General features: G+C 72.8%; 13 protein-coding genes and 1 pseudogene. 8 read left to right on the forward strand and 6 right to left on the reverse strand.

The features are described from left to right. Nucleotides 1–113 precede the first annotated feature (113 nt). From IFT36_RS07920 to IFT36_RS07930, 3 genes are all read right to left on the reverse strand, one after another. Nucleotides 114–323 (reverse strand): hypothetical protein, encoded by a 210-nt coding sequence (locus tag IFT36_RS07920; RefSeq protein ID WP_056048161.1) that lies wholly within the window; start codon nt 321–323, stop codon nt 114–116. Further along, the gene (locus IFT36_RS07925) at nt 323–1,603 is read right to left on the reverse strand and encodes an inorganic phosphate transporter (RefSeq protein WP_123571804.1); all 1,281 of its coding nucleotides are present in this window, start codon (nt 1,601–1,603) and stop codon (nt 323–325) included. The genes IFT36_RS07920 and IFT36_RS07925 overlap by 1 nt, the downstream gene beginning before the upstream one ends. 109 nt (nt 1,604–1,712) lie before the next feature. Further along, nucleotides 1,713–3,272, reverse strand: coding sequence for a carboxylesterase/lipase family protein (locus IFT36_RS07930; protein ID WP_159826849.1), 1,560 nt, complete (start codon nt 3,270–3,272; stop codon nt 1,713–1,715). Between the two features lie 143 nt (nt 3,273–3,415). Between IFT36_RS07930 and IFT36_RS07935 the strand changes: the two genes are divergently transcribed. The 3 genes from IFT36_RS07935 (at nt 3,416) to IFT36_RS07945 (ending at nt 6,841) form a co-directional block, all read left to right on the forward strand. Then, nucleotides 3,416–5,164 (forward strand): cation:proton antiporter, encoded by a 1,749-nt coding sequence (locus IFT36_RS07935; RefSeq protein WP_056048167.1) that lies wholly within the window; start codon nt 3,416–3,418, stop codon nt 5,162–5,164. A 74-nt stretch (nt 5,165–5,238) separates the two neighbouring features. Continuing rightward, nucleotides 5,239–6,588, forward strand: a complete 1,350-nt coding sequence (locus IFT36_RS07940; protein ID WP_200412830.1) for an ABC transporter permease — start codon at nt 5,239–5,241, stop codon at nt 6,586–6,588. Nucleotides 6,589–6,607: 19 nt separating this feature from the next. Beyond that, complete coding sequence (locus IFT36_RS07945; RefSeq protein ID WP_056048171.1) at nt 6,608–6,841, forward strand: hypothetical protein; 234 nt, start codon at nt 6,608–6,610, stop codon at nt 6,839–6,841. 24 nt (nt 6,842–6,865) lie between these two features. Here IFT36_RS07945 and IFT36_RS07950 read toward each other — a convergent pair whose 3' ends face one another. Both IFT36_RS07950 and IFT36_RS07955 read right to left on the reverse strand, forming a co-directional pair. Next, nucleotides 6,866–7,165, reverse strand: a complete 300-nt coding sequence (locus tag IFT36_RS07950) for a hypothetical protein (RefSeq protein WP_200412831.1) — start codon at nt 7,163–7,165, stop codon at nt 6,866–6,868. A gap of 127 nt (nt 7,166–7,292) precedes the next feature. Continuing rightward, complete coding sequence (locus IFT36_RS07955) at nt 7,293–7,790, reverse strand: 8-oxo-dGTP diphosphatase (protein WP_192122640.1); 498 nt, start codon at nt 7,788–7,790, stop codon at nt 7,293–7,295. Nucleotides 7,791–7,908: 118 nt separating this feature from the next. Here IFT36_RS07955 and IFT36_RS07960 point away from each other — a divergent pair, with 118 nt between their 5' ends. The 5 genes from IFT36_RS07960 (at nt 7,909) to IFT36_RS07980 (ending at nt 11,896) form a co-directional block, all read left to right on the forward strand. Further along, the gene (locus IFT36_RS07960; protein WP_249408531.1) at nt 7,909–8,262 is read left to right on the forward strand and encodes a hypothetical protein; all 354 of its coding nucleotides are present in this window, start codon (nt 7,909–7,911) and stop codon (nt 8,260–8,262) included. 49 nt (nt 8,263–8,311) lie between these two features. Further along, nucleotides 8,312–8,842 carry a hypothetical protein gene (locus tag IFT36_RS07965; RefSeq protein ID WP_192122641.1) on the forward strand — a complete coding sequence of 177 codons (531 nt, stop codon included), beginning with the start codon at nt 8,312–8,314 and terminating at the stop codon, nt 8,840–8,842. A gap of 95 nt (nt 8,843–8,937) precedes the next feature. Next, entirely contained in the window at nt 8,938–9,222 is a 285-nt protein-coding gene (locus tag IFT36_RS07970) for a hypothetical protein (protein WP_192122642.1), read from the forward strand. A gap of 20 nt (nt 9,223–9,242) precedes the next feature. After that, nucleotides 9,243–11,351: a S9 family peptidase gene (locus IFT36_RS07975; RefSeq protein WP_200412832.1), complete on the forward strand. Its 2,109-nt coding sequence runs from the start codon at nt 9,243–9,245 to the stop codon at nt 11,349–11,351. Nucleotides 11,352–11,356: 5 nt separating this feature from the next. After that, the gene (locus tag IFT36_RS07980) at nt 11,357–11,896 is read left to right on the forward strand and encodes a DUF1697 domain-containing protein (RefSeq protein ID WP_192122644.1); all 540 of its coding nucleotides are present in this window, start codon (nt 11,357–11,359) and stop codon (nt 11,894–11,896) included. A 46-nt stretch (nt 11,897–11,942) separates the two neighbouring features. Here IFT36_RS07980 and IFT36_RS07985 read toward each other — a convergent pair. Then, nucleotides 11,943–12,154 (reverse strand): annotated as a pseudogene (locus IFT36_RS07985) (CYTH and CHAD domain-containing protein); the annotation flags it as partial.

Consider the following 12,154-nt stretch of genomic DNA (forward strand, 5'->3'; position numbering starts at 1 on the left):
CTTCCGTCGAGCCTACCGGCGGGACCGCCGACGGGCCGTTCCCGCGGAGGCGCGGGGCGGCCGTCCGAGAGGGGTCCCGCCCTGGGGACGAGACGAGCCGGGGTGGCCGAGGGTCAGCGGTGGAAACCCGGGACGATGAGGTAGATGCCGTACAGCACGCCGAGGGCGCAGACGACGAAGCAGGCGTACCCCGCGGCGGTGCGGACGGGCGTGCGGCCCTCGACGGTCAGGAGGCGCAGGCCCAGCGAGTAGAGCGAGACGAGGGCGGCCGCGGAGAAGAGCGCCACGAGCGCGACCACGAGGAAGGCGGACCAGTCGATCATCAGCGCACCTCGTCGTCGGTCGGGACCGGACCCCGGGGGGCGGGGACGGGCTCGGGTGGGTCGTCCATGCGGACGAACGGGGCCTCGACCCCGGACGCGGGAGTGTCGACGCGGCCCTTGCGGACGGCGCGTCGGGCACGGCGGCGCGAGAGCACCGAGGTGGCGGCGACGTCGACCTCGATGGCCGAGCCCTGGTCGTGCGGCCGGCGGCGGGAGATGACGAAGATCCCCGCGATGACGACGGCACCGACGGCGGCGTCGATCACGAGCCCCGCGACGCCGAGCGTGGCGATCAGGGCCGCGACGGCGCCGACCGCCGCCGAGGCGGGCAACGTGATGAACCAGGCGACGACGATCTTGCCGGCGGTGCCCCATTGGATCTTCGAGCCGCGGCGTCCGAGGCCGGCACCGATGATCGAGCCGCTCGCGACCTGCGTCGTCGACAGCGCGAAGCCCAGGTGGCTGGAGGCCAGCACGGTCGCGGTCGTCGACGCCTCGGCGGAGAAGCCCTGGGTGGGCTTGACCTCGGTCAGACCGCCGCCCATGGTCTGGATGATGCGCCAGCCGCCGGTGTAGGTGCCCAGGGCGATGGCGAACGCGCAGACGACGACCACCCAGAACGGCGGGCCAGAGTCGGGCGTGAGCAACCCGCCCGCGATCAGCGTGAGCGTGATGACGCCCATGGTCTTCTGCGCGTCGTTCGTGCCGTGCGCGAGGGCGACCAGCGACGACGTGAAGATCTGGCCGTAGCGGAACCCGCCGCGCTCGCTCTTGTCGTCGCGGCGTCGGGTGATCGTGTAGGCGAGCCGCGTGGCGGTGTACCCCACGACGCCGGCGATCAACGGCGCGAGCAGGGCGGGCAGGACGACCTTCGACAGCACGACGCCGAAGTCCACCGACCCCATGCCGGCACCGACGATCGCCGCACCGATCAACCCGCCGAACAAGGCGTGCGAGGAACTCGAGGGCAACCCTCGCAGCCACGTGAACATGTTCCAGACGACGGCGCCGATGAGGCCCGCGAAGATCATCTCGGGGGTGATCTGCACCCCGCCGTCCCCCTCGCGGATGATGCCGCCGGAGACGGTCTTCGCGACCTCGGTGCTGAGGAAGGCGCCGACGAGGTTGAGGATCGCGGCCACCGTGACGGCGACCTTGGGCTTCATCGCGCCGGTCGCGATCGGGGTCGCCATGGCGTTGGCCGTGTCGTGGAACCCGTTCGTGAAGTCGAAGAAGAGAGCCAGCGCGATGACCAGGACGACGATGAGTGTGATGTCCACCGGCCTGAGTGTCACAGGTGGGTGGACGCGGGTCAACTCGGTGGTGACCTGCGGGGTACATCCCGGTGAACGGCGGGTGACGCGGACCGTCGCGCGGCCGGGGCGCGCCTCACACGTGCGGGACGAAGTCCTGCCAGGCCCGTCGCCGTTCGCCCCGCGGATCGTGCTCGACGCGGTCGCGGGCGTCGATGATGAGGGTGCGTCGGCGGTGCGGGTCGTAGGTCGGCCAGTCGGCGACCGCCCCGGTTCGGACGAACTCGAGCCAGCGGGAACGCGTCCGCGCCGCCGTGCGCAGGAACGCCCGACGGCCGCCCAGGAGGCTCATCGCCCACCCGAACGCGGAGCCCATCCGGTCGTAGATCGCCCAGAGCTCGAGACCGTGGAACGCGTCCACCCCGACCGTGCGGAGGATGCGCGTCGTGGCGTCGAAACGGTAGAACCGGACCGGCTGGTGGACCGCGTGCCGCTCGGCCACCTTGACGCTCGGGAACCAGAACGCGTAGTCACCGCCGAAGTCGAGGGCGGCCGGGCGGGCGGGCAGCCCCGGGTAGTGCTTCTTGATCGCCTTCCGGGCCTTCTTCTCGGTCGCGGCGAAGATGGCCCGGATGCGGGGCTTCGTCGTGGCGAGGATGTCGCGGCGGCCGGTGAACACCGACCCCTCGCGGTCGTTCGTGCCGATGATCAGAGGCACCGGGTGGGCCCGGCCCGCCTTGAAGGCGTCGAGCGGGCGTTCGGGCAGGAAGTCGCCGTCGATGACGGGGCTGAAGCAGATCGTCCCCGGATCCTCGTCCGGGGTGCGCAACTGCAACCGGCTGGCGGCCCGGACGATCGCCGTCGTCGGTGCCTCGGCGAGCATCGTCGCCGCGTCGTCGACGCTCGTGGCCTCGAGGTCGTCGTCGCGCAGGTCGTGGGCGAGCAGCTCGAGGAACTCGCCCGCCCAGCGCCGCGTCACGTCCGGGGGGTAGATGGCGTTCGGCGGTGCGCTCTGGGCGACGACCCCCCGGAAGAGGCCGCGAGCGCGCGGCACCGTCATGAGGGTCGTCACGGCGTTGCCGCCGGAGCTCTCGCCCGACACGGTGACCCGGCCGGGGTCGCCGCCGAACGCGGCGACGTTGTCGCGGACCCACTCGAGGGCGGCGACCTGGTCGCGCAGCCCGAGGTTCGAGTCGAACGGGCGGTCCTCGGTCGCCCAGTGGCTGAAGTCCAGGTAGCCGAAGGCGCCCAGCCGGTAGTTCAGGCTCACGTAGACGATGCCGCCCTCACGGACGAGCGTCTCGCCCTGTCTCGGGAACTCTCGCGACGACCCCACGCTGTACGCGCCTCCGTGGACGAACACGAGGACGGGCAGCCCGTCGCCCGGTGCCGTGCCCTCCGGTGCGACCACGTTGACCGTCAGGCAGTCCTCGCTGAGCGGGGTGGTGGCGTCGACGCCCACGAACTGCACGCGGTCCTGCGGGGCTGCGGGTCCGAACCGGCCGGCGTCGCGGACGCCCGTCCACGCCGCCGGCGCCTCGGGGGCCCGGAAACGGAGGCGCCCCACGGGTGGTGCGGCGAAGGGGATGCCGCGCCAGGCGAGCACGCCGCGCTCCCGCACGCCGCGGACCTCGCCCGAGCGGGTGGTGCGGACGAGGTCGGGGGCCGGGACGGTCGCCCGGGGCTGTGCGGTCACGGAGCGATGCTACGGGTGGTCGGACGGTCGACCGGGGCCGTTCACCCGACGTTCTCCTAGGGGGTGCCTGGGAGGATGGTCGGGACTTTGCAGTCGATGCACATCGCACGGCTGCCCCGACGACTGGACGGAGCCCGGCTCACATGGAACTCGGCGAGCTGCTGATCATCTTGACCGGGTCGCTCGTCGTGACCGCCTTCGCCCGCTGGCGCGGCCTGCCCGCCCCCCTGCTGACGGTGGGCGTCGCCCTGCTCGTGTCGTTGATCCCCGGCGTGCCCGACATCGAGATCGACTCCGAGGTCATCCTGACCGTGGTCCTGCCGCCGCTGCTCTACTCGGCCGCCCTCGACGTCTCGCTGCTGAACTTCCGGGAGAGCCGCGTGCAGATCGCCCGGCTGGGGGTCGGTGCCGTGATCGTGACGGCCTTCGCCGTCGGGGGCGTCGCCTACGTGATGATCCCCGACATGACCCTTCCGGCCGCCCTCCTCGTCGGGGCGGTGGTCGCGCCTCCCGACGCCGTGTCGGCGGCCGCCATCGGCCGGAAGCTCGGCCTGCCGCGCAAGGTGATGACCGTGCTGTCGGGCGAGAGCCTGATCAACGACGCCGCGTCGCTCACCCTGGTCAAGGTGTTCCTGGCGATCGTGGGCGGTGCCAGCCTCACGCTCTGGGACGACCTCGGCATCTTCGGCCTCGCGATCGGCGTCGGCGTCGCGGTCGGTCTGGTCCTCGGCTTCGTCGCCCACCGCGTGCGCATGCGGATCGACGACCCCGTGGTCGAGAACGTCATCGGCCTGCTGCTGCCGTTCATCGCGTACATCGCCGCCGAGGAGCTGAGCGGCTCCGGCGTGCTGGCGGTCGTGGCCGCGGGCCTCTACGTCGGATTCAACTCACCCCGCACGGGCTACGCGACCCGGCTGCAGGAGCGCCCGTTCTGGTCCGCCGCCGACGTCCTGCTCGAGGGGTTCGTGTTCGCCCTGATCGGCCTCCAGCTGCGTGCCGTCGTGCTCGACGTCAGCGAGAGCGAGCGCGGCCTCGGACAGAGCGTCGGCGTCGCCCTCGCCGTCCTCGCCGTGGTCGTCCTCGTGCGCCCGGTCTTCGTGTTCGGCACCTACCACGCGGCCCGTGCCGGCCGGTACCTCTTTCTCTCGACGGTGCTGCGGAAGCTCCGCCGGGTGCCCGCGCTCCGCCGGCTGCGGCGGGCGCCGGCTCTGCGGACGCTGCGCTACCACCCGCAACCCCGCATGGACTGGCGACAGCTGAGCGTCATCTCGTGGACCGGCATGCGGGGCGTGGTGACCCTCGCCGCCGCCGTGTCGATCCCGGCCGTCACCGAGTCGAGCATCCCCGTGCCGGCGCGCGACACCATGTTCCTCATCGCGTTCATCGTCACGGTCGGCACCCTCCTGCTGCAGGGGCTCACGCTGCCGGTCGTCATCAGGGTGCTCGGCGTCCGGGACGACACGCAGCGCGACCGTGACCTCGCCGCCGAGCTGGCGGTCTTCGCGACGAGCACGGACGAGACCATGGCCTACGTCGCGGAACGGCGTGCCGACTGGGAGAAGCGCTGGGGTCCCGAGCTCACCGAACGCGCCGTCCTGCTCGCGACCACGCGGCTGCTGCGGCAGAACGAGGCGCTGCAGCGCACGGCCGTCGACGACGCCGACGAACGGGACGTCTCGGGGGCGACGGCCGCCCAGCGCGCCCGCCGTCGAGCGGCGCCCCAGGCGCTCGGCTCGATCCGACGCGAGCTGCTCGCCAAACGCCGCGAGGTGGTGCTGCGCGAGCGCGACGCCGGGGCCCTCGACGAGGAGGTCATGAGGCGCGTGCTGCTCGGGCTCGACGCCGAGGAGCTCGCCATGGACACCTCGGCCTTCACGAGCACGAGGTCGTGACGCCGCCGCGGCGTATCGTGAGCGGCACCGGCGACGAGACGGGAACACGACCGAGAGCAGGAGGGCGCGGCACCGTGGCGACCACGACGAACCAGACGACCACGGGCGACGCGGGAGGGCCGCCCAAGCCCGAATTCGGACGGTACCGTCGCTGGTACTCGACCCTCCACCCGTCGCTGCAGCTGATCGGCCTGCAGCTCTGGCTGCCGCTGTTCTTCATCGTCGGCTTCTGCCTCTGCTACATCGCGGCCTTCCACGCCCCCCACCCGCACGACGTGCCCGTCGCGGTCGTCGGGTCCTCGTCGGCCGCCGCCGACCTGCAGACGGGCCTCGACGACGCCCGCCCCGGCGTGATCGACGTGCGCGCCTACGGCTCCGCCGACGAGGCCGAGGAGGCGGTGCTCGCCGGACGCGTCGCCGTCGCCTACGACCCGGCCGAGACCACGATCTACACCGCGAGCGCCCACCAGTACCAGGTCGCCGCCCTCATCCCGGCGACGATCACCCCCGTGCTCGAGGCCCAGGGGGTCACGCCCACCGTCACGGACCTGGCACCGCTGCCCGCGAACGACGAGTACGGCACCGTGTCGATGTACCTCATGCTCTCGTGGTGCATCGGCGGCTACATGGTGGCGATGTTCATCGGGCTGATGGGCGCCCCGCTCCGCCACCGCACCCGGATGACGGTGATCGGCGTCGGCGGCGGCGTGATCTCGCTCGTGACGAACGTCCTCGCCGGGCCGGTGATCGGGGCCGTCGACGGGCACTTCGTGCCGCTCTTCTTCATCGCCTGGGCCTGGATCATCGCGATCGGCCTCGCGGTCAACGGCATCAGCTACTTCGTCGGACGGTTCGTCGCCCTGCCCGCGATGATCGTGTTCGTCTTCCTGTCCATGCCGTCCTCGGGCGCCGCCTACCCCGCATGGTTCATGCCCCAACCGTTCGCGTGGCTCAACGCCGTCGTCGTCGGGAGCGGCATCACCGAGATGCTCAAGCGCGTGCTCTACGGCGTGGGCCCCGGCTACGGCCGCGGCGTGACGATGATGCTCTGCTACGCCGCTCTCGGCATCGTGCTGATGCTCGTCGGCGAGCGCTGGTGGGAGAGCCGCCGCATCGCCCGCATCGTGTCCGGCCGCACGACGATGTTCGCCGACGCCCAGAACGCGAACCGCGAGTTCCTCGTCGCCGAGCGCGACGAGGTGCTCGCCCGACACGGCCTCGTGGCGACGGACACGGGCACGATCAACACGATCCCGGCGGACGAACGCGACGACCTCGGTGACCCCGGCGAGCGGGGCGACATGTTCCTCGGTGCACCCGGCGGGCTCGAGAACGACGAGCTCGCGACGCGACCCGTGCGCGTCGTCCCGAGCGACCGGATCGGGTCGGGGCACCCCGGGCGCGAGGACGGCGTCGCGCGCTGAGGCGGTACCCTCGACGCTCGTGACCACGACCACCCTGCACCGCCTGCTCGTCGCCCTCGCCGTCCTGCTGCTCGTCGCGGCCGGGGCCCTCTACGTCCTCTCGGTGACGCTGGCACCACAGGGCGGTCCCGACGTGGCGGCGCGCTTCGTCGGCTACGCCTGGTTCGCGGTCGTCGGTGCCGTGCTCACCGGCGTCGTCGACTTCTTCGTACGCGCGGGTCTGTCGCGCACCGGGACCCGACGCGGACGCTGACCCCGCCCGGACGGGGTGTCGGGCTCAGACGAGTCGTGCCTCGGCGGTCGAGGCACGTCGCTCGGCCAGCTCGATCGCCGCGAGGCGTTCGATGCGCTGCCACCGCGCGGCCGTGGCTGCCATGCCCGCGACGAGGGCGACCACGCCGAGGCTCGAGAGCGCCAGCAGGACGCCGCCGAAGGCGGCCCACACCACGACGACGACGAGGCCGAGGGCCCAGGCCACCGCGGGCAGCCAGAGCGGCAACGACAGCTGGCGGGGCGCCACGGCGGTGCGGGCCGGGCTCCGGAGCGTGGTCGTGGTCAGGCCGTCGTAGCTGGTCATGTCGCTCCCCGTGAGATCCGTCCGACGGCGGGGATCTCCCCGTGATCCGTCTCGGAACCGACCCTAAGCGGAGCACGGCGCCACCGCGCCCCCCTCTGCGAGGGCCAGGCGTCCGGGCCGGAACGCCTCAGGGGCCGGCGTGTTCCGCCGGCAGCGGAGCGTCCGAGGCCACCGTCGCGAGGTCGGCCGCGAAGACGAACGTCCGGGTGACCCGTCCCCCGGCGAGCACACCGGGCAGCCAGTGCGACGCGTCGTCCCACATCTCGTCCAGGGGCAGCTCGTCGAGGTCGAACCACCGGGGCACCAGCTCGTCGCTCTCGGCGGGGTCGCCGCACCACGCGGTGACGACGAAGACCGTCGACCGCTGGCTCCAGCTCTCACGGTGCGGGAAGAGGTAGAGCAGGTCGCCCCTCCGGTCGAGGTCCGACGCGAGCACCTCGACGCCGCTCTCTTCCGCGATCTCGCGGACCACCGCCTCCTGCACGCCCTCTCCCGGCTCGAGCTTGCCCCCGAGGCCCACCCAGTGCCCCGTGCCGAGTCCGCGCTTCTTGCGTCCCAGCAGGACCTGCCGACGCCCCTCGTGCTCCCGCAACAGGTAGGCGACGCAGACGCGGTAGACCGGCATGCCGGAAGGCTACCGGCTGTCGTCCCGCCCACAGGGCGGACGGCAGGAGGGCGGACGGCAGGAGGCGCGGGCCGCGTCCCCGGGAACCGCACGACGCCTCGCGCGTAGGCTCGTCGGCATGTCCGAAGCACGATCGAGCGGGAGGCGACGCCCCGGGCCCGAGTTCCGCGGCGCCGGCCGGAGCCTCGAGGTGCTGCGCGCCGAGGCCCACGACGAGCTCTCCGCCCTGATCGAACTGCGTTGCCGCAACGGCGAGGACCCCTGGGACGTCATCCCCGGGCTCCCCACCGTCGACGAACAGGTCGTCATCTCGCTGCGGGCCGACGCCCTGGGCACCGACGGCGTGCCGACCGCGACGGGGCTCGGTCTCGCCGACGAGCTCGGCTACCTGCGCACCATCGCGTTGTGGCACCCCGAGCTGTCACGGGCCGTCTGGTCGCTCATGGGGCGACTCAACGACGCCTCTCGCTGACCGCGACTCCCCCGACCCGGCTGTCGGTGGTCCGCCGTAGCGTGGCCCCATGAGCTGGTGGGACGTCGTGACCGTGACCGTGGGTGCCTTCGTGGGTGCCGGGGCGGCGTTCGCGTCGAACCTGCTCGTGCGGCTGATCGAGTCGCGCCGGCGCGAGGCGTCGGCCCTCAACGAGCTGATCACCGAGATCCACTTCCGGCGCGTGCTGCGCCGGGTGGCACCGAGGCTCAGCCCCAACCCCCGCGCCCTCGACCCCGTCTACGAGCAGGCGCGCCATTCGATCTCGGCCCTGCGTGGCGAGATCCGGCGGGCGCGACGGGCGCTCCGTCCCCGTTCGTCGGCCCTGCCCGTGCTCAACGAGATGACGCTGGCGTGCAACACCTTCCTCGACGACAGCGACGACGCCCCCGAGCGCTACCGCCTGCACCTCATGCAGCTGCACGCCCGGCTCAACGCCTCGGTCCGACGACTGAGGTCCGACCGCCGGTCCATCTCCGACCTCGAACCCGGCGAGGCGCACCTCGGCGCCACCGTCCAGGGGTTGGCCGCGCCGACCACGGCCCTGCCCGTCGACGACTGACCGCCGCCGGGTCGGGCGCCGACCCGCGTCAGGGCCGGCCGACGACCGACGGCCTGGCCGGACGTCACCGAGGAGGCGCGGGTACCGTCCCCGGCATGAGCGACCGCGACCAGACCCCGGCCCCCGACACCACCCCCCGCGACGACGCGTCCGGCGCGAGCGAGACGGTCGACCCGACCGGGCACGACGTCGACGCGACGTACACCGTCCCCGGGACGCACTCCGAGTCGGCCGCCGAGAAGGCCGGCACCCCCGAGCAGGCGATCGACGAGGCCCGCGAGGGCGAGGCGCCCGACCCGGCCGACGTCCACGTCGCCTCGGACGAGTACCCCGAGGTGCCGGCCTTCAACGGCATCACGGCCAGCGACCGCTCCGTCTGAGCCGCCGTTAGGCTCGGGTGATGGCCTCCGTTCCCGCTCCCCGTGCCCCCCAGAAGCCCGTCACCCGGTCGCACCACGGCCACGACTTCGTCGACGACTACGAGTGGCTCCGTGCCAAGGACGACCCCGAGGTCGTCGCGCACCTCGAGGCCGAGAACGCGCACACCGAGGCCGAGACGGCCCACCTCGCCGGTCTGCGGCAGACGGTCTTCGACGAGATCAAGGGCCGGGTGCAAGAGACCGACCTGGGCGTCCCGGTCCGTGAGGGCTCGTGGTGGTACTACTCGCGCACGGCCGAGGGGCAGCAGTACGGCATCCACTGCCGCGCACCGATCACCGGGCCCGACGACTGGACTCCCCCGTCGATCGAGGCGGGCGAGGCCGCCGAGGGCGAGCAGGTGCTGCTCGACGGCAACGCCGAGGCCGAGGGGCACGACTTCTTCTCGATCGGCAGCTTCGACGTCTCGCCCGACGGCTCCCTGCTCGCCTACGCGGTCGACGTCGAGGGCGACGAGCGCTACACGCTGCGCATCCGCGACCTGGCGACCGGCCGCGACCTCGACGACGTGGTCACCGGCACGGCCGCCGGCGCCCTGTTCGACGCCACCGGCCGGTACGTCTTCTACCCCACCGTCGACGAGTCCTGGCGGCCCGACACCATCTGGCGTCACGAGGTCGGGCAGCCCGGCGACGACGTCACGGTGTTCACCGAGACCGACGACCGCTACTGGATCGGGGTGGGCCTCACGCGCAGCCGCCAGTACCTCGTCGTCGACGTCGGGTCGAAGATCACGAGCGAGACCTGGCTGCTCGACGCGGCCGACCCGACCGGCGAGTTCCGGGTCGTCTGGCCGCGGCGCGAGGGCGTCGAGTACGACGTCGAGCACGCGATCGTCGCGGGCAGCGACCGCCTGCTCATCGTCCACAACGACGGCGCCGAGAACTTCGAGCTCGTCGACGTGCCGGCCGACGACCCCACGTCGACGACCGACCGCCGCGTCATCGTCGAGCACCGCGCCTCCGTCCGGCTCGAGTCCGTCGACGCGTTCTCCGGCCACCTCGTGGTCGAGTACCGTCGCGACGCGCTGCCGCGCTTCGCGGTCGTGCCGCTCGGTCCCGACGGGTACGGCGAGGTCTCCGAGGTCGGCTTCGACGAGCCGCTGTTCGCCGCCGGCGCGGGCGGCAACCCGGAGTTCCAGCAGCCGACCGTCCGCTTCGGGTACACCTCGTTCGTCACGCCGTCGACGGTCTACGACCTCGACGTCCGCACGGGCGAGCGTCACCTGCTCAAGCGTCAGAACGTGCTCGGCGGCTACGACCCGGCCGACTACGACCAGGCCCGCGAGTGGGCCACGGCGGCCGACGGCACCCGCGTGCCCGTCTCGCTCGTCTGGCGCCGTGACGCCCTCCCCGCCGAAGGGCCCTCGCCCGTGCACCTCTACGGCTACGGCTCGTACGAGCACAGCATCGACCCGGGCTTCAGCGTCGCCCGCCTGTCGCTGCTCGACCGCGGCGTCGTGTTCGCGGTCGCCCACGTCCGCGGCGGCGGCGAGCTGGGACGCTCCTGGTACGAGGACGGCAAGACGCTCACCAAGAAGAACACCTTCACCGACTTCGTCGCCGTCGCCGACCACCTGATCGCCGAGGGCCGCACGACCCCCGAGCTGATGGTCGCCGAGGGCGGCAGCGCGGGCGGCCTGCTGATGGGCGCGGTGGCGAACATCGCCCCCGACCGGTTCGCCGGCATCGTCGCGGCCGTCCCGTTCGTCGACGCCCTGACGAGCATCCTCGACCCCGACCTGCCGCTCACCGTGATCGAGTGGGACGAGTGGGGCGACCCCCTGCACGACGCCGAGGTCTACGAGTACATGCGCGGTTACAGCCCGTACGAGAACGTGCGCGACGACGTGACCTACCCGCGCATCCTCGCCGTGACCTCGATCAACGACACCCGGGTGCTCTACGTCGAACCCGCCAAGTGGGTGGCGCGGCTGCGCGAGGTCGACGCCCCGGTGCTGCTCAAGACCGAGATGTCGGCCGGGCACGGCGGCGTCAGCGGACGGTACGAGTCCTGGCGCGAGCGGGCGTTCGAGATCGCGTGGATCCTCGACGTCCTCGGGCGGGCCTGACGAGCGTGGACCACGTCGCGCTGCTGCGGGGCGTCAACGTCGGCACGGCCAAACGGGTGACCATGACCGACCTGCGGCGCGTGGCCGCCGACCTCGGCTTCGAGCGCCCCGAGACGCTGCTCAACAGCGGCAACCTGGTGTTCGGGGCGTCGTCGCGGCTCGGTGCCGACGACGCCGCCGGGCTCCGGGCGGCGATCGCCCGGGCCACCGGCGTCGACGCCGACCTGGTGCTGCTCGACGCCGAGCGCTTCACGCGGCTGGCCGTGGCGAACCCCCTCCGACGCGAGGAGCGCGAGCCGAAGCTGCTGTCGGTCGCGTTCGCCGAGGTGCCGGGCGCACTCGACGGGGTGGCGCCTCCCGACGTCGACCTGGGCGACGAAGAGATCGTGGTCTCGCCCGACGCCGTCCACCAGTGGCTGCCGGCAGGCGTGCTCGCCTCGCGGGTGCCGGACGCCTGGTGGCGGGGGCTGCCGACTCCGGTCACGGCCCGGAACGACGCGACCGTGCGCAAGCTCGAGGCGCTGCTCGCCCGCCGCTCCGCCTGACCCCTTCCGCGCCCGAGGTCCCACGTCAGAGGTCGGCGACCCGACGTCAGAGGTCGGCGGCGGCGCGGCGGAAGCGGCGGAGGGCGTCGTCGGCACGGGCGGACTCGAGGGTGGCCAGCACGCCGTAGCCGAAGGCGTCCTCGCCCGACCGGTTCGCGAGCGTCGCGACCTCGCGCATCGTCCGCACCGCCGCGAGGGCGTCGCGGTGCTCGCCGAGGGCGTCCTGGACGGCCTCGGCCCGGCGGGCCCGACCGCGGC

The sequence above is a fragment of the Frigoribacterium sp. CFBP 13605 genome, assembly GCF_014839405.1.
Taxonomy (GTDB): domain Bacteria; phylum Actinomycetota; class Actinomycetes; order Actinomycetales; family Microbacteriaceae; genus Frigoribacterium.

Bases quoted from the DNA above. Each gene is read 5' to 3' on its own strand.
- IFT36_RS07920 (WP_056048161.1), bottom strand. From the start codon at position 323: ATGATCGACTGGTCCGCCTTCCTCGTGGTCGCGCTCGTGGCGCTCTTC.
- IFT36_RS07965 (WP_192122641.1), top strand. From the start codon at position 8,312: ATGAGCTGGTGGGACGTCGTGACCGTGACCGTGGGTGCCTTCGTGGGT.
- IFT36_RS07935 (WP_056048167.1), top strand. From the start codon at position 3,416: ATGGAACTCGGCGAGCTGCTGATCATCTTGACCGGGTCGCTCGTCGTG.
- IFT36_RS07960 (WP_249408531.1), top strand. From the start codon at position 7,909: ATGTCCGAAGCACGATCGAGCGGGAGGCGACGCCCCGGGCCCGAGTTC.
- IFT36_RS07950 (WP_200412831.1), bottom strand. From the start codon at position 7,165: ATGACCAGCTACGACGGCCTGACCACGACCACGCTCCGGAGCCCGGCC.
- IFT36_RS07970 (WP_192122642.1), top strand. From the start codon at position 8,938: ATGAGCGACCGCGACCAGACCCCGGCCCCCGACACCACCCCCCGCGAC.
- IFT36_RS07955 (WP_192122640.1), bottom strand. From the start codon at position 7,790: ATGCCGGTCTACCGCGTCTGCGTCGCCTACCTGTTGCGGGAGCACGAG.
- IFT36_RS07975 (WP_200412832.1), top strand. From the start codon at position 9,243: ATGGCCTCCGTTCCCGCTCCCCGTGCCCCCCAGAAGCCCGTCACCCGG.